Source organism: Chryseobacterium sp. KACC 21268, from assembly GCA_028736075.1.
In the GTDB taxonomy this organism is placed as follows: Bacteria; Bacteroidota; Bacteroidia; order Flavobacteriales; family Weeksellaceae; genus Epilithonimonas.
Window position 1 is genome coordinate 1,751,680 of sequence record CP117875.1, and the last position, 15,959, is coordinate 1,767,638.

At 36.6% G+C, this 15,959-nt stretch carries 17 protein-coding genes; 9 read left to right on the top strand and 8 right to left on the bottom strand.

Annotation, left to right across the window (positions count from 1 at the left end; genetic code table 11):
* Positions 1-4: 4 nt before the first annotated feature.
* The gene (locus PQ459_08215; GenBank protein ID WDF48448.1) at positions 5-451 is read left to right on the top strand and encodes a GAF domain-containing protein; all 447 of its coding nucleotides are present in this window, start codon (positions 5-7) and stop codon (positions 449-451) included.
* Positions 452-523: 72 nt separating this feature from the next.
* Here the strand turns inward: PQ459_08215 and PQ459_08220 are convergent, their stop codons facing one another.
* The 6 genes from PQ459_08220 to PQ459_08245 all read right to left on the bottom strand — a co-directional run bounded on the left by PQ459_08220 (position 524) and on the right by PQ459_08245 (position 4,247).
* Positions 524-1,249, bottom strand: a complete 726-nt coding sequence (locus PQ459_08220; GenBank protein WDF48449.1) for a helical backbone metal receptor — start codon at positions 1,247-1,249, stop codon at positions 524-526.
* A 67-nt stretch (positions 1,250-1,316) separates the two neighbouring features.
* Positions 1,317-1,892, bottom strand: a complete 576-nt coding sequence (locus PQ459_08225) for a DUF5606 domain-containing protein (GenBank protein WDF48450.1) — start codon at positions 1,890-1,892, stop codon at positions 1,317-1,319.
* A gap of 96 nt (positions 1,893-1,988) precedes the next feature.
* On the bottom strand, positions 1,989-2,561 hold the full coding sequence (gene def / locus PQ459_08230; protein WDF48451.1) for a peptide deformylase: 573 nt from the start codon (positions 2,559-2,561) through the stop codon (positions 1,989-1,991).
* Positions 2,558-2,971: a Holliday junction resolvase RuvX gene (gene ruvX, locus PQ459_08235; protein ID WDF48452.1), complete on the bottom strand. Its 414-nt coding sequence runs from the start codon at positions 2,969-2,971 to the stop codon at positions 2,558-2,560. Before ruvX ends, def begins: the two co-directional genes overlap by 4 nt.
* A 116-nt stretch (positions 2,972-3,087) precedes the next feature.
* Complete coding sequence (locus PQ459_08240; protein ID WDF48453.1) at positions 3,088-3,681, bottom strand: hypothetical protein; 594 nt, start codon at positions 3,679-3,681, stop codon at positions 3,088-3,090.
* Between the two features lie 80 nt (positions 3,682-3,761).
* Positions 3,762-4,247 carry an RNA polymerase sigma factor gene (locus PQ459_08245; protein ID WDF48454.1) on the bottom strand — a complete coding sequence of 162 codons (486 nt, stop codon included), beginning with the start codon at positions 4,245-4,247 and terminating at the stop codon, positions 3,762-3,764.
* Positions 4,248-4,762: 515 nt separating this feature from the next.
* On the opposite strand from PQ459_08245, the gene PQ459_08250 reads away from it, so the two are divergent.
* The 7 genes from PQ459_08250 to kbl all read left to right on the top strand — a co-directional run bounded on the left by PQ459_08250 (position 4,763) and on the right by kbl (position 13,581).
* A complete protein-coding gene (locus tag PQ459_08250) occupies positions 4,763-5,458 on the top strand; it encodes an ATP-binding cassette domain-containing protein (protein WDF48455.1) in 696 nt (231 codons plus the stop codon).
* An 89-nt stretch (positions 5,459-5,547) separates the two neighbouring features.
* Positions 5,548-5,805 (top strand): hypothetical protein, encoded by a 258-nt coding sequence (locus PQ459_08255; GenBank protein ID WDF48456.1) that lies wholly within the window; start codon positions 5,548-5,550, stop codon positions 5,803-5,805.
* A complete protein-coding gene (locus PQ459_08260) occupies positions 5,802-6,080 on the top strand; it encodes a Txe/YoeB family addiction module toxin (GenBank protein ID WDF48457.1) in 279 nt (92 codons plus the stop codon). Before PQ459_08255 ends, PQ459_08260 begins: the two co-directional genes overlap by 4 nt.
* Positions 6,081-6,170: 90 nt before the next feature.
* Positions 6,171-8,618: a primosomal protein N' gene (gene priA / locus PQ459_08265; GenBank protein ID WDF48458.1), complete on the top strand. Its 2,448-nt coding sequence runs from the start codon at positions 6,171-6,173 to the stop codon at positions 8,616-8,618.
* Between the two features lie 149 nt (positions 8,619-8,767).
* Positions 8,768-10,219, top strand: a complete 1,452-nt coding sequence (dacB, locus tag PQ459_08270) for a D-alanyl-D-alanine carboxypeptidase/D-alanyl-D-alanine-endopeptidase (GenBank protein ID WDF48459.1) — start codon at positions 8,768-8,770, stop codon at positions 10,217-10,219.
* A gap of 79 nt (positions 10,220-10,298) precedes the next feature.
* Complete coding sequence (locus PQ459_08275; protein WDF48460.1) at positions 10,299-12,230, top strand: M1 family aminopeptidase; 1,932 nt, start codon at positions 10,299-10,301, stop codon at positions 12,228-12,230.
* 154 nt (positions 12,231-12,384) lie between these two features.
* Complete coding sequence (kbl, locus tag PQ459_08280) at positions 12,385-13,581, top strand: glycine C-acetyltransferase (protein ID WDF48461.1); 1,197 nt, start codon at positions 12,385-12,387, stop codon at positions 13,579-13,581.
* Positions 13,582-13,778: 197 nt separating this feature from the next.
* Here the strand turns inward: kbl and rplS are convergent, their stop codons facing one another.
* The gene (rplS, locus tag PQ459_08285; protein WDF48462.1) at positions 13,779-14,138 is read right to left on the bottom strand and encodes a 50S ribosomal protein L19; all 360 of its coding nucleotides are present in this window, start codon (positions 14,136-14,138) and stop codon (positions 13,779-13,781) included.
* A gap of 219 nt (positions 14,139-14,357) precedes the next feature.
* Entirely contained in the window at positions 14,358-14,810 is a 453-nt protein-coding gene (locus PQ459_08290) for an FKBP-type peptidyl-prolyl cis-trans isomerase (protein ID WDF48463.1), read from the bottom strand.
* A 508-nt stretch (positions 14,811-15,318) separates the two neighbouring features.
* Between PQ459_08290 and PQ459_08295 the strand changes: the two genes are divergently transcribed.
* On the top strand, positions 15,319-15,741 hold the full coding sequence (locus PQ459_08295) for a transcriptional repressor (protein WDF48464.1): 423 nt from the start codon (positions 15,319-15,321) through the stop codon (positions 15,739-15,741).
* The last annotated feature ends 218 nt before the right edge of the window (positions 15,742-15,959 follow it).

Genomic DNA, 15,959 nt, shown 5'->3' on the forward strand with positions numbered 1-15,959 from the left:
AAAAATGGTAGAGCTAAAAAAACGACTTTCAGTAATTTTGGAAAGTCCACAAGATACAAATGTGAAGCTTCTGAAAGTTTGTCAGCTTTTGGATAGAGAGATCTCTTATTACAACTGGACAGGTTTCTATTTCAAAAACGGCGACAAGGACGAGTTGGCTCTTGGGCCTTACGTGGGTGCGGTGACGGATCACGTGATCATTCCATTTGGAAAAGGAATTTGCGGTCAGGTAGCGGTTTCTGGAGAGACTTTCGTGGTGCCAGATGTTCACGCTCAGGATAATTATCTTTCTTGCTCCATTGATACAAAAGCAGAGATCGTGGTTCCGATCTTCAAAGACGGCGAAAACATCGGTCAAATTGATATTGATAGTCATTCCATCGACCCATTCACAAAAGAAGACGAAGAATTGCTCAACTGGCTTTGCGAGGAGGTTGCGAAGGTTTTGTAGAATTTCAAAATCAGAATGAAAGATATAAAGTCGTAAAATTTATTTTGCGACTTTTTTTATAATTTAATTTTGTTAATTAATTTCCTCCAACAGCTTCAGATAATATTCCCCACACTTTGCCAAGTGCGATCCATACCACGAAAAAGCTTCTCCATCCACAATCATAATTTTCTGATCAATACAAACATTCTGGATTTTCCCAAGATGTTTTTCTTTAAAAGGAAAAGGCTCTGATGAAAGGAAAATCAAATCTGCTTCTTTCAAATCTTCCAATCGAACTTCGGGATAGCGTTTTTGGTCTTTAAACAAATTTTCAAATCCCAATTCTTCCAAGATCCTCGATATAAAAGTGTCGCCACCAACCGTCATATAAGGATCTTTCCAAATGAGATAAGCGACCTTCAATTTTTTTTCAGGCTTCGGAATATCAAAAACTTCGTAAGTTTTCAGATTGAAAAATTGCGCTTTTTCTTCCTTCGCAAATAGATGTCCAAGTTGTTTGATCAAGTAATAGTTGTCCTCCAAAGTTTCCACATTCGTCACCAATACTTTGAAGTCTTTCATCAATTCTTCAACCTGTTCTTTCACATTTTCTTCCTTGTTGGCAATGATGAGGTCTGGTTTTAAAGCTTTGATTTTATCAATATTAAGGTTCTTCGTTCCGCCAATGATCTCGACATCTTTTACCAATTCTTTCGGATGAATGCAGAATTTTGTCCTTCCAACAATTTCATTAGAAGTCAAACCTAAGTCAAATAAGGTTTCTGTAATTGATGGAACTAGTGAAATAACTCTCATAAAAAAAACTCTCTCAAAAATAAACATTTCTGAGAGAGTTATATAATTTGAAATTAATTAAGAAAAATTAATCTTCTTTTTTAGTCGCTTTCTTAGCTGCTGGTTTTTTAGCTGCCGGTTTTTCTTCAGCTGCTTCTTCCGTTTTTGGAGCTGCTTTCTTAGCTGCTGGTTTTTTAGCTGCAGGTTTTTTTTCTGCTGCGTCTTCAGTTTTTTCTTCAGCCACTACTACTTCAGAAGGTGCATCTGTTTTTACGAAACTTTCTGGTGTGATGTAGCCTGCTTTGTGCAAAAGGTTGTACCACTGAGCCAATTTTTTGATGTCAGATTCGTAAACTCTTTCCACATCATAGTTTGGAAGAGATGCAGTCATAAATGCTCTAAGCTCGTCGCCAGAGGATTTGTGACTGATGGTCGCTTTGTAATCGTAGTTTTTTGCAACATTTTCAAAAACTTCGAACAATGGAACCTCTTTGTCAAAAGTGAACATCGCGATATTGTCCAACAAACTTACTTGACTTGAGTTTGAGATGCTTGTTTTCTTTTTAGTTGAGATATCCTCAACGATAAATCCGTTCTTTAGTTGAGAAACCAATTTGAAAAGTCCCGGTTTTCCGGAGATTGAAATAATTTTTTCTAACTGCATTTTAGTATGTTTTCTTTAATCTATTTTATAATTGTCGGTTGTCAAATGTACAAAGTCGGTTGTACTAATTACATTGTACATTTTACTTTGTACTATTTACTTCGGAAATCTCATTTTGTAATTCACGCTCACGTCGCCGTTTGCGATCTTCTGAAGTTTTCCCTTCACGATTTTCTTCTTCAAAGCACTCAAGTGATCTGTGAAAAGGATTCCTTCGATATGGTCGTACTCGTGCTGAATCACTCTCGCTCTGATGTCCTGAAAAGTATCGGTATGTTTAACAAAATTTTCGTCGTAATATTCTATTTTGATGGTCGATTTACGCTTCACATCCTCGCGAACTTCCGGAATGCTGAGACAACCTTCGTTGAATTTCCATTCCTCGCCAGATTCTTCCAATATTTGTGCATTGATGAACACTTTTTTAAAGTCTTTCAATTCGTTCGCAATATCTTCATAATCCTCATCATCCGCAAGAGGCGAAACATCGATGATGAAAAGACGAATATCCAAACCGATCTGAGGCGCCGCCAAACCAATTCCGTTGGCACCGTTCATCGTATCGAACATATTTTCGATAAGCGTTTTCAGCTCAGGATAATCTTTGTCTATTTCCTGTGCTTTTCTTCTTAAAACCGCGTCGCCAAAGGCTCTAATTGGTAAAATCATCTTTTTTGTTCTAAAAAATTCTGCAATATGATCGTTGCACTCACTTTGTCGATCAATCCTTTTTCCTGTCTTTGTTTCTTGTTCTTTCCGCTTTGGCTAATGAAAAAAGAAGCCATTTTGGAAGTGAAACGCTCATCCAGACGATTGATCTTTTTATCTGGAAATTCCTTTTCGAAGCCTGAAATAAATTTCTGGATCTCAGTTTCGATATCGGACATATTTCCTTTCAAATCTGTGGGAAGTCCTATAACGATTTCATTTACTTGGTTCTCGGAAAAATATTTTTTCAGAAAATCCATCAGCTTCGGTGTCTCCACCGTCGTCAGTCCGCTTGCAATGATTTGCATATCGTCTGTCACAGCGATTCCCGTTCTTGCTTTTCCGTAGTCAATTGCCAGGATCTGTCCCATAAGTTCGCAAATTTACAAAAATTTTCAGCTTATGAAAATCAGATGCTTATTAATAAAAATAAAAAGCCGTAAACTTTTGAATTTGCGACCTGAATATTAATAATGTCAGCCTAATGCTACTTCTTCATCTCCTCAACCAAAACCTCAATCTTTTTGATATATTTTCCATAAAAATATTTGAACCAAGCCGTTCCTATAAAATAAACCATTGTGAGTCCAAATGCAACCGAGCCCAGAAAAACCATAGCCAGCATTGCATTTGAATAGTTATGAGTCTGCGGAATTGATTCTAAAACGATAATCATTTCACAAACAAAAAATGGCACAAAACTCAGATAGAAAGAAACGTAGTACTGCTTGTTCAGCTCAAATTGATGAAGAAGGTCTTTCAGGGAATCCAAAGTTCCCAAAGCCGGATTGCTTATTTCTTTATAAAGTTTGAAAAATTTGTTAAAGAAAAAACCCGTGACCAAAGTCATAGAAAGTACCAGAATTTCTAAATATAAGTTGAATCTGAAAGGCAATGGAGAAAACCAAACTATCATTAAAATAATTGGCATCAAAACCACCGTTGACCAAAATTCATAGCGCATATTTTTCCTGATCCTTTCCAAAGGATGATGCAGTTGTCTCTGCTTCTCAGGCGAAATCTCCGGCGTTTCGGAAACATCTTCCTTATTCCAAAGTGATTTAAGATTATCGAGTTCCATATTTTTGATAGTTGATAGTTGATAGTAGATAGTTTGTGCTGTCTTGAGAAACGTTGTCAGGCTGAGGTTCTTGTAACCTATTATAAAATTAATTCCTTCAGTTTCTCCTTTGCTCTGTTCAGTTTCACCCGCGCATTTCCCTCCGAGATTCCCATTTGTTCTGCCATTTCCTTCCCGGAAAAATCTTCCAAGTAATAGAAAATCAAGGCTTTGTCAATTGGATTCAGTTTTTGGATGGCTTCATACATTTGTTTCAGTTTCAGCTCATCTTCGAGGTTGTAATCTTCCTCTTTGATTTTATAAACCGAAACATCATCGTTCTGAATAAAGCTCCGTCGCTTTTCCGATTTCAAGAAAATAATCGCCGTATTCAATGCAATTCTGTAAAGCCAAGTTGAGAATTCAGACTTCCTTTCAAAGCTGGGAAAAGACTTCCAAACCTGATAAACAATCTCCTGGAAGAGGTCATTTTGGTCATCACGGTTGTCCATATACATTTTGGAGATTTTAAAAATAATCCCTTTATGTTTATCGATTTTCTCTAAAAATTCTTTCTCAGAATCCATTCTTGCTTTAACTCTATTCGGTTAGTAGAAATAAAAATTATTTGTTACAAAAAAAGTGGAAGACACAAGAAAAAAGGCGAAAGAATAAAGATTTTAATAGTACAATAATTATAATTTGGGCGCCTTTATCCGCCTTCCGTTCCCGCTTTTTTTTGCCAAAGCTTTTCCCTCAGCAAAAAAAGAGCTCCACTCAAGTCGGGGCGTGCTTCGCAGAGTTTCAACATTTGTCTCTTAATCAGCATTTTCTCAATTGTTGAAACTAACGAATTTTTTTATCCAGAATATTGTCATTCTGAAAGAATCTAAACTGTCGAGATACCTACGGAATGACAAAAATAATTTTTTAAGCTTTTTTCTTTGATGAGTTTTACGTCTTTGCGAGTCTTAAAAATATTTTCAATAATGTCAAAAAAATCTTTGCGTGCTTTGCGTTTAAATTATACCAATCAATTTTCATAATTTTGTAAATCAATTATCATTCATCATCTATCATTTATCATTTATAAAAATCACAGATGTCTTTAAAAATTTTAGGACTCACAAAAAAATTCGGAGAGCAAATTGCGCTCAACGATATCAACATAAGCATTTCAAATAACGAAATCATCGGACTTCTCGGCCCAAACGGCGCTGGAAAATCCACCTTGATGAAATCCATCACAGGCGTCCTGAAAATCGATGAAGGCGAAATTTTGTTCAATGACAAAAACATCAAAGAAAACGAAATCGAATCCAAAAAGAAAATCGGTTTCCTTCCGGAGAACAATCCGCTTTACAACGAGATGTATGTGAAAGAATATCTGCAATTCGTAGCCAATCTTCACAACATCAAAAAAGAAAGAGTAGAAGAAGTGATAGAATTGGTCGGAATCACGCCAGAAAAATCCAAGCAAATTTCCCAACTCTCCAAAGGTTACAAACAACGTGTAGGATTGGCGCAAGCCATTCTGCACGAACCAGATTTATTAATTCTAGACGAACCAACCAACGGCCTCGACCCCAATCAAATCGTCGAAATCCGAAACGTCATCAAAGAAATCGGAAAAGAAAAAACTGTGATTCTCTCCACGCACATTATGCAGGAAGTAGAAGCGCTTTGTTCCAGAGTGATTTTGATTCACCAAGGAAACATCATCCAAGATTCCCCGATTTCTGAGTTCAAAGGAAAATTCGGAAGTCTGGAAGAAGCGTTCCAGAGTTATACGGTTTAGTCATCAATGATGAATGATAATTGATAAATGATGTTTTGAGCAAAAATTAAAAATTGTAAATTCGTAGAGGTTTAATAAAATAAAATACGATGGAAGCATCAATTATCATACATCCAAGAAACAGAAAAGAAGCGTCATTACTCAAAAAAGTCTTGAAAGCTTTGGATGCGCAATTTGTTTTCAAAGAAGAAAAATCAGAAAGCTTAAGTCCCAGCAACGACCCCTATTTTGATATTCCGGAAAACGTAGCGGAATTGGAACGAAGAATTGATAAGGCAAAGAATAACAAGGAAAAAGCTGTTGTTTTAAAGACAAAAGACGATATCAAAAACTTTTTGGGTTTATGAGCTATGAGTTAATATTCAAGAAACAAGCGCAAAAAGATATAGACTTCTACAAAAAATCGGGGAATCAAATTTTATTAAAAAAGCTTTTTCAACTTTTAGGAGAAATTCAGGAAAATCCTTATTTCGGAACAGGAAAACCAGAACGTTTGAAGTTTCAAGAATCCAATATTTGGTCAAGACGAATCGACAGCAAAAACCGTTTGGTTTACAGTGTCGAAGAAAATATCGTAACCGTAGAAATCATTTCTGCAAAAGGTCATTATGGTGATAAGTAAGAATTCTAATTTTGAAATAATAACACAATTTATCTTAAAACCTTACTTTTAATAATCTTCTGACCTCAGACTTCCGACTTCTGACAAAAAATGAACTTCGCCCAAATTATCCTTCCACTCAATCTCAAAGGAACTTTCACGTACAAAGTTCCAGAAGATTTTTTGGATAAGATTGAAGTTGGAATGCGCGTTCTGATTCCGTTTGGCGGAAAGAAAATCTACACCGGAATTGTTGTCGAATTATTTGATGAATTCGAGGACAGTTTTGTTCCGAAAGAAATTATCAATTTGCTTGACAATCAACCAATTGTTCCAAAACAACAATTGGAATTCTGGAATTGGATGAGTTCCTATTATCTCTGCAATCTCGGCGAAATCTACCGTTTTGCATTTCCATCGTCTTTGAAATTGGAAAGCGAAACTTACGTCCGATTATTATCAGAAAGAACAATCGATTGGCAAAATCTGGATGCGAATGAGACGTATCTTTTGCAAGCTTTGGAAGTACGTCAAATGTTGAACTTGCAGGAAATCGAAGCCTTCATTCCAAAAAAAGAAATCATCAAAACCATCAATGCTTTGATTGATGAAAGATATATTTCCGTCGATGAAAAAATTACGGAGAAATATAAGGCCAAGGAAATCGCTTACGTGAAAGTGAATGATGAAGCTCTGGTTTCGGAAAATCTGGCGAAGATTCTTTTGAAATTGGATAAGGCCAAGAAACAGAAAGATTTATTCCTCAATATTTTATCTAAACAAATTGATGAACCCAAAACACCGATTCGGAAATCTTTGGTTTTTGATGAAGGCAATTTTGTGAATCAACAACTCAAATCTTTGATAGAAAAAGGTTGGGTTTCAGAATATTATCTTGAAATAGACAGAATCGATTCTTACGAAGGTGAACTGGAAGAAATTGAGAAATTGACTGAAAATCAGAAGTTGGCAGTTTCGGAAATTAACAAAGCCTTCGAAGAAGATAAAAACGTTTTGCTCCACGGCATCACATCTTCCGGAAAAACGCATATTTATTTAGAAAAAATTGAAGACTGCGTCAATTCGGGAAAAAATGTGCTTTTGCTTTTGCCAGAAATTGCTTTGACGAAACAAATCACCATTCGTCTTGAAAAAAAGTATGGCAAAAAACTCGGATTTTATCACAACAAATTAACGGATTTTGAAAGGGTAGAAGTCTGGCGGAAAATCAAAAAAAATGAACTTCAAATCTTGATTGGAACTCGGAATTCTTTATTTCTTCCGTTTGAAAATTTAGGATTGATAATCGTTGATGAAGAACACGATTCTGCGTATAAATCCAGAGATTCCAATTTCTTTTTCAATGCGAAAGATTCGGCGATGATGTTGGCAGAATTTTACAATTCAAAACTGATTCTGGGTTCTGCAACGCCTTCGTTGGAAAGCTATGATTTGGCGATGAAGGACAAACTACGCTATGTGCCTTTGAATGAGAGATTTGGAAACGTGGACGTTCCGAAGTTTGAAATCATCGATGTTAAGGAGGCGCAGAGTCAGAAGAAAATCATTGGGAATTTCAGCCAAAAAATGGTGGACGAAATCAGTCTTCAGTTAGAACACAAAAAACAAAGCATCATTCTCCACAACCGCCGTGGATATGCCAATGTCATCGAGTGTGAAACTTGCGGACACGTGACTTATTGTAGCAATTGCGACGTCGTAATGACCTATCACAAATCTGCGAACGAACTGAAATGCCATTACTGCGGACACAGAGCCGGAAAACCGACGGCTTGCCCAAGTTGTCACGGTACCAATCTGAACACAAAAGGTGTTGGCGTGGAGCAAATCGAGGAGGAAACGCAAAAAATATTCTCTGACGCCGAAGTTGACCGAATGGATGTAGACGCGATGCGCAAGAAGTTTGCGTACGAAAAACTCTACGAAAAATTGGAAAATGGCGAAACCGATATTTTGGTTGGAACTCAAATGATTTCCAAAGGTTTGGATTTCGAAAACATAGAGTTGGTCGTGATTCCGAAAGCAGATGCTTTGATTTATGTCCAGGATTTTCGGGCTGAGGAAAGAGCATATCAATTGATTACGCAAGTTGCAGGAAGAGCGGGCAGAGTTTCGGGTGAAGGAAAAATATTAATCCAAACTTACAATCCGTCGCACTCGATTTTTGAATTAATTAAAAATCAGAATGTTAAAGAGATTTATGATTATTTCCTAGATGAACGAAAGAAATTTCTCTATCCGCCATTTGTGAAATTGATAATGATTGAGCTGAAACACAGAAAAGAAGACAAATTGAATAGAGCTTCTCAATTTCTGGGTTCGGTTTTGAGAAAATATATTCCTGAAGAATGTATTCTCGGACCAGAAAAATCGCCAATTGCCCGAATCAACAATCTTTATCAATATCAAATTCTACTGAAGTTTCCGAAGAATAAAAATTACAAAATCTACAAAGAATTGCTTGCGAAATCTTTGGAAGAATTTGATGAAATTACCGCATACAAATCTATCAAAAAAGATTTCCTAGTTGATTTTTAACTATAATTAACAAAATTTTGAATCTTTTATTACGGGTTCCCGTAACTACCTTGGCAATATTCTCTAAATTTACTACGTTTTGAAATTAGATTAATTTCTTCAAAATCTTAATTAAAAATAATTCAATAAAAAATGTAATTCTTTTGAGAATGAATAAATTCAAAAATTATTTTTCGATTTTAGGCTTAGGGCTTTCCTCTTTTATTTTTTCACAAGGCACATCTGCAGGAACTTTGCCTCAGGTTGCAGACCAACAGCTTCTCGTAAAAGACATCACGGCGGAGAAAGCGTTGTTGTCTCCAAAAGAGCAAATCGAATTCAATATCAACAAAATGTTCACCGACCCAGTTCTCCGAAATGCAAATTGGGGATTTGTGGTTTATGATACCAAAACTGGAAAAATCGTCACTTCTTATAACGAAAATGCACCATTGGTTCCAGCTTCAACCACAAAATTGTTGACCACAGAAACTGCTTTTGCATTGTTGGGAACCAAATACAGATGGAACACGCAATTGGAATATTCTGGAAGCATTGATGCAGAAGGCGTTTTGACCGGAAATCTTTACGTCGTAGGAAGTGGCGACCCGTCTTTGGGCGGAAACAGAGGTGGCGCATCGAGTTACGGACAAATCGTGAATCAATATCTGGACGCGATAAGAGATAAAGGAATCAAGAAAATCACAGGCGATATCATCATCCAAACAGCGATTTTCAAAGAAAATAAAACCGACCTTCCGCAGAACATCGTTTGGTTGGAACAAGCCAATTATTTCCTGCCAGTCGGCACTACGAAGGACATCAATCCAAGAAATGAAAAACTGATTGTAAGCCAATCCAACAATCCTTTCAATCAGGTTAAAAAATATTTTTACGTTTCGCCTTACTCCAACAAGATGGTTTTTGCAGACCAGTTTGACGGTGCTTGGGTGACAACGAAAGTGGCTGAACCACCTGCTTTTTTGGCTAACAAATTAAGAGAAGGTTTGGTAAGAAGTAAAATTTCAATCGTTGGAAAAGTAACGCCGAAAATCGTTGATAGAGAACCAGAACCCCGAGAAATTCTGACAACTTACAAATCACCGACTTTAGCAGAAATCGTGAACTATACGAATCAGAGAAGTGACAACGGATACGCAGAAGCTATTTTGAAATCGAATGGTTTTATGAAATTGGGCGACCAAACCACAGAATCTGGAAGAATCGTTGTGACAGACCATTTGAAAGACATTAATTTTGATACCGTTGGACTCAATTATATGGATGGAAGCGGACTTTCAAAGGCTCATACGGTAACGCCAATTTCGCAAGTTAAGTTCTTGACGGCGATGATGAAAACGCCTTATTACAAGGAATATATGGAATCTTTGCCAATTGCGGGACAAACCGGAACATTAAAACATATGTTTTTGGTAAACTCCAATGGACAGATTTTCGCGAAAACCGGAACTTTGAATGGGGTGAAATGTTTGGCAGGCTACATCAAAACCAGAAGCAACAGAACGCTGGCTTTTTCTCTTTTAATTAATAGATTCTCGGGCTCCGTAGCGCAGGTGAAAGACAGAATGGAACAATTGCTGGACCCGACCTTAGATTTGTAACAATCAATATTTTATAAATTAAAAAACCCACATTTTTTCTGGGTTTTTTTGTAGCTTTGATTACATAATTTTATAAAATATGAAACGTTTTTATACTTTAATAATTGTTTTTTTAGCAATCAGTTCATTTTTTGGGCAATTCCATAATATTGATAGAAAGGGATTGATAGAGTCTGAAAAATCGGCAGCTTCCAGATCAACATTAGATGTGAATGTCAATCCAAATACTCTAAATTATGATTTGCAGTATGTGAGATTAGAATTGGATTTAGATCCTACGAAACAATTTGTTGCCGGCACGGTCACGTCTCGCTTCAAAATGTTAGCAAATTCAAATAGTATTTATTTTGATTTGGCAGATAACTTAGCAGTTTCAGTAGTTAAATATCATGGCCAAAATCTCACGTTTCAGCAATTAACTACGGACGAAATTAAAATTAATTTCCCAGCAGCTTTGACTGCGCAGACTACAGATTCGCTTTCAATTACTTACAGCGGAATTCCAGATTCCAGTTCAGATGCATTTGTTGCGGATTACAATAATGCTGGAGATCCTATCTTGGCAACATTGTCAGAGCCATTTGGAGCCAAGGAATGGTGGCCAACCAAACAGAGTATGAATGACAAAATAGAAAAGTTAGATATCAAAATTACAACGCCTGAACAGTACACAGTTGGATCCAATGGAAAATTGATGTCAGAAGCTATTTTAGGAAATGGTAAAAAACTCACATATTGGCAAACCAATTATCCAATTCCTGCCTATCTTTTTGCGTTAGGTATTTCCAACTATACTAAATTAAATTCTACAATTACAACCACAGGGAGTTCTTTTCCTTTCCTTAATTATCTGTATCCCACTTCGGTCAATAGCGACGTTCAAAATAATTTGAATTGGACAGCTAGCTGTATGCAGTCTTTTGAAGATCACTTTGGATTGTATCCTTACAGGAATGAGAAGTATGGTCATATGCAGTTTAATTGGGGAGGCGGAATGGAGCATGCTACGATGACTTCAATGGGTGGTTTTAGTCAGGATTTGATTGCCCACGAATTAGCACACCAATGGTTTGGAGATAAATTGACTTGTGGCGCCTGGAATGATATCTGGCTAAACGAAGGCTTTGCTACAATGGGCGAGTATGTGATCTATGAAAAACAATTGATGACACCATCTCAATTTCAAAATTATTTAGGCAGCGAGATGGATTACATCACTAGTGATCCTGGCGGAAGTATTTACATTCCGGATGCTGATCTTAATTTTAATAGAATCTTCAATGGCAGATTATCATACACAAAAGGTGGCTATGCTCTTCGGATGATAAAGTGGATGATTGGCGATGATCAATTTTATGCAATGCTGAAAGCTTATCAAAATAACCCAGCCTTTGCTTATAATTATGTCAAAACATCAGATTTTCAGAATTTTTTGAGTAATTACACGGGAAGAGATTTCACGGAATTTTTCAACGATTGGATCTATGGAGAAGGCTATCCAACTTATCAAATCAGATGGACTCAAAACGCGGTTAATAATAAACTGACTTTTCGGGTAGGACAAACCAGAAGTAGTTCCACCGTTAGCTTCTTTGAAATGCCTCTACCGATAAAGGTTTCTGGATCAGGTGGTCAAACTGCATATTTTGTATTGGATCATACCTCCAACAACCAATATTTTACAGAAGACGTTAGCTTCCCAGTTACAAGTGTAGCCTTTAATTACGAAAAGCAGATTATTACAAAAGGTTCGACTGTTTTTAGGGATAATACTCTTGCGAATACAGATTTCAATAAACAAAAACTCGAGGTTTATCCAAATCCAGCAAAATCCTTCATTAAAATTTCAGGCTTAGAAAAATCTGCAGAGTATGAAATTTTCTCTGTCGATGGAAAATTAATTAAAAAAGGAACAGCCAATCCAAACTCCGAAATCAATATTTCTACTTTGGTGAAAGGAACTTATATTTTGAAATTTAGTAATCAATCTATTAAAATCATTAAGGAATAAATAGAATTAACCCCTTCAGAGTTCAAACTCTGAAGGGGTTAAGTTTTCAAACATTTGCGTTTATATTTTAATTTTCCCAAACGTTAAAACATCACAAAAAAGCACGCAATTGAAGTGCTTTTTTTATTTTTGTTAAAATCGAAAATCAAGAAAAATGATATCACAAAAATTCCTCGAGAACATTACCAATGAGCTAACTAATATAGAAAACAACGGTCTTTACAAAAAAGAAAGAATCATCACTTCCCAGCAAAGTGCGGAGATAGAAGTCGGAGGCAAGCGACTACTGAACTTTTGTGCGAATAATTATCTGGGATTATCCAACAATCCAGAAGTGATGAAAGCTTCCAAAGATGCAATCGATTCTCACGGTTATGGGATGTCATCGGTTCGTTTTATCTGCGGAACTCAGGATATTCACAAAGATTTGGAAACTAAGATTTCCAAGTTCTTAGGAATGGAAGATACTATTCTTTACGCTGCTTGTTTTGACGCAAATGGCGGCGTTTTCGAGCCATTGTTTTCAGATGAAGATGCCATCATTTCGGATGAACTCAATCACGCCTCAATTATTGATGGTGTAAGATTATGTAAATCTGCTAGATACCGTTACAAAAACAACAATATGGAAGATTTGGAAGCCCAATTGATAGCGGCTTCCGAAAAAAATCACCGTTTCAAAATCATCGTAACAGATGGCGTTTTCTCAATGGACGGAATCGTTGCTGACTTAAAAGGTGTTTGTGATTTGGCAGACAAGTATGACGCTTTGGTAATGGTTGACGATTCCCACGCAACCGGATTCATTGGAAAAACCGGACGTGGAACGCACGAAGCAAATGATGTGATTGGAAGAGTCGATATCATTACTTCAACATTAGGAAAAGCGTTAGGTGGCGCTTTAGGCGGATTCACTTCAGGAAAAAAAGAAATCATCGATATGTTGAGACAACGCTCTCGCCCATATTTATTCTCAAATTCATTGGCACCCGGAATTGTAGGTGCCGCGTCCAAAGTTTTGGATATGATTTCCGAAGATACTTCGTTGAGAGACAAAGTAATGGAAAACGCCGAATACTTCCGAAAAGAAATGAAAGCCAAAGGTTTCGATATTCCGGACGGCGACGCGGCGATTGTTCCTGTGATGTTGTATGATGCAAAATTAGCTCAGGAAATGGCGGAAAAACTTTTATCAGAAGGCATTTATGTGATTGGATTCTTTTATCCGGTTGTACCAAAAGGCAAAGCAAGAATCAGAGTTCAATTGTCCGCAGCACATTCCAGAGAAAATCTTGACAAAGCGATTGCTGGCTTCGAGAAAGTAGGGAAGGAGCTAGGTGTAATTTCTTAATTCAAAATAAGTTCTAAAAATTTCATCAAAATTATTTCCCCAACCCTAAAGGGCTAAAGGGAGTAATTTTGATGAAATTTTAAATAAAATCTGCTCCCTTTAGGGTTGGGGCAAACATAATTTATTTAAAATTCAACAAAACAAAAAGACCAGCAAAAAATGCTGGTCTTTTATATTTCAAGAAGAAAATCTCAGGATTATTTTTTACCTCCGTAAGACTTGTCTTTGATTCTTGCTTTTTTACCTCTAAGGTCTCTGAAGTAGTAGATTCTAGCTCTTCTAACTCTACCTTGTCTGTTAACTTCGATTTTTTGAAGGGCAGGCATATTGATAGGGAAAACTCTCTCTACACCAACATCACCAGACATTTTTCTGATAGTGAAAGTCTTAGTAAGACCAGTTCCTCTCAATTGGATTACAGTACCTTTGAAGAACTGAGTTCTTGTTTTAGCACCCTCTTTAATCTCGTAATACACAGTGATGGTGTCACCGGCTTTGAATTCTGGGAATTCTTTTTTCGTAATGTACTTATCTTGTACGTATTTTACTAAATCCATTTTTTGTAATAAAAAATTTGTTTTGTCAAGCCAAGCAACATTCACGTCCTTCGTCAGAGGTTGATTAACAGGTTGCAAAAATAAAAATAATTTTTAAAACAACAAAGATTAATTTGAATTAAATCATAACTTTTTCTAAGCCGAAAATCTTTCACTCAGAAATGCTATCACATTGACATTAAAGTAAATAGCCAAAAGCCAAAAGCAAACCGCGAATTGCTACTTGATTTCCAACAGTTCCACATCAAAAACCAAAGTACTATTTGGTCCAATTTCTTTGCTCACTTCCTGCTCACCATAAGCCAAATGTGGCGGAATAGTAAATCTGAATTTACTCCCAACCGACATCAATTGCAAACCTTCTGTCCAGCCTTTGATGACTCTGTTCAATGGAAAAGAGGCTGGTTTTCCGCGCTTTACAGAGCTGTCAAAAACTTTGCTCGTAATCGTAGTTCCGTGATAATGGCATTTCACCGTACTTTTCGCTGTCGGTTTTGGGCCTTCCGTTTCCACCAGGATTTCATATTGCAAACCACTTGGCAAAATCGTCACACTATCTCTTTTCCCGTTTTCAACCATATAATCCTGGCCACTTCTTAGGTTTTTTTCAGCCAGTTCTTTTTTTCTTTTGAATAACAAATCCGCTACACCCATATCAAAATTTTTTTTCAAAGGTATTTATTATCCGCTAATTCATCAAAAATTCTGACTTATTTCCCTTAACTTTGATAGAATAAATTAAGGTCATATATTTTATTAGGAGCTTAATCCCGCTGTCCACTATATCTTTTTCTCTTCCGTTGCCTGAGCGAAGCCGAAGTTAACGGAAAAGAAAAAGGATGCCGTTCCCATCGGGGTTAGGGGTTTCGTCAAAGATTAAAGATTTGCCTTCAATATAAAATTTGTCAAAAAGTTGAAAATTAAAAAATCTAGAATAAAACATACAGTTTGTCATTCCGTAGGAATCTAAACACAGTAATTATAATATAGCTTTAGATTCATCCAGAATGATAGTATTGCGTTTTAAAATCTGCAAAATCCGCCCAATCTGCGGGAGATAATTACGTACTATTTCTTCCCTGAGCGTAAGCGCCTTTGTGAACCTTAAAAATATTTTCAATACAGTAAAGAAAATCTTTGTGCACTTTGTGTTAAAATTCCCCTATTTAAAAGAAAAATTATGAACAAAGAAATCGAAAACAAACTCATCCACAAAAATACCAAACCAACAAGTATGAGAATCTTGGTCTACGATTTTCTAAGCTCACAACAAGTCGCAACCTCCTTATCCGAAATCGAAAACCACTTCGAAAACGCCGACCGAACCACAATCTACCGAACCCTAAAAACCTTCGAAGAAAAAGGAATCGTCCACAGCATTCAGGAAAACACAACCACCAAATACAAATTGTGCCACGACGATTGCGACGAAAAAACGCACAATGACTGGCATCTCCATTTCTACTGCAAAATATGCAAACAAACCACCTGCAAAGAAGACATCTCGCTCCCCGAAAGTATGAAAACCAATTTCAGAATCGATGAAATCAGACTTTTCGCCAAAGGAATCTGCGAAAACTGCCTAGAAGCTAATTTTATTTAAGTCAGTTCACAGAAGAAAATATCAATAGAGGCGGGCTTCAGCCCGTAATTAATGCGGGAAAATTGTAATTGGCTTTAGCTGAAAGTAATAGTAAATTTTGGCTAAAGCCAATTTCGACTCTATTAAGTCATTAGGCTAAAGCCCAACGCAATTGATATTAATTGTGTGATTCAACATCGATTTTTGTCAGTCTAAGGTTCTCGAAGATTCACAATATT

Coding starts and splice junctions, on each gene's coding strand:
- priA (WDF48458.1), top strand. CDS start 6,171: ATGAACTTCGCCCAAATTATCCTTCCACTCAATCTCAAAGGAACTTTC.
- PQ459_08275 (WDF48460.1), top strand. CDS start 10,299: ATGAAACGTTTTTATACTTTAATAATTGTTTTTTTAGCAATCAGTTCA.
- PQ459_08255 (WDF48456.1), top strand. CDS start 5,548: ATGGAAGCATCAATTATCATACATCCAAGAAACAGAAAAGAAGCGTCA.
- PQ459_08220 (WDF48449.1), bottom strand. CDS start 1,249: ATGAGAGTTATTTCACTAGTTCCATCAATTACAGAAACCTTATTTGAC.
- PQ459_08225 (WDF48450.1), bottom strand. CDS start 1,892: ATGCAGTTAGAAAAAATTATTTCAATCTCCGGAAAACCGGGACTTTTC.
- PQ459_08215 (WDF48448.1), top strand. CDS start 5: ATGGTAGAGCTAAAAAAACGACTTTCAGTAATTTTGGAAAGTCCACAA.
- PQ459_08260 (WDF48457.1), top strand. CDS start 5,802: ATGAGCTATGAGTTAATATTCAAGAAACAAGCGCAAAAAGATATAGAC.
- PQ459_08245 (WDF48454.1), bottom strand. CDS start 4,247: ATGGATTCTGAGAAAGAATTTTTAGAGAAAATCGATAAACATAAAGGG.
- rplS (WDF48462.1), bottom strand. CDS start 14,138: ATGGATTTAGTAAAATACGTACAAGATAAGTACATTACGAAAAAAGAA.
- PQ459_08295 (WDF48464.1), top strand. CDS start 15,319: ATGAACAAAGAAATCGAAAACAAACTCATCCACAAAAATACCAAACCA.
- def (WDF48451.1), bottom strand. CDS start 2,561: ATGATTTTACCAATTAGAGCCTTTGGCGACGCGGTTTTAAGAAGAAAA.
- dacB (WDF48459.1), top strand. CDS start 8,768: ATGAATAAATTCAAAAATTATTTTTCGATTTTAGGCTTAGGGCTTTCC.
- PQ459_08250 (WDF48455.1), top strand. CDS start 4,763: ATGTCTTTAAAAATTTTAGGACTCACAAAAAAATTCGGAGAGCAAATT.
- kbl (WDF48461.1), top strand. CDS start 12,385: ATGATATCACAAAAATTCCTCGAGAACATTACCAATGAGCTAACTAAT.
- ruvX (WDF48452.1), bottom strand. CDS start 2,971: ATGGGACAGATCCTGGCAATTGACTACGGAAAAGCAAGAACGGGAATC.
- PQ459_08240 (WDF48453.1), bottom strand. CDS start 3,681: ATGGAACTCGATAATCTTAAATCACTTTGGAATAAGGAAGATGTTTCC.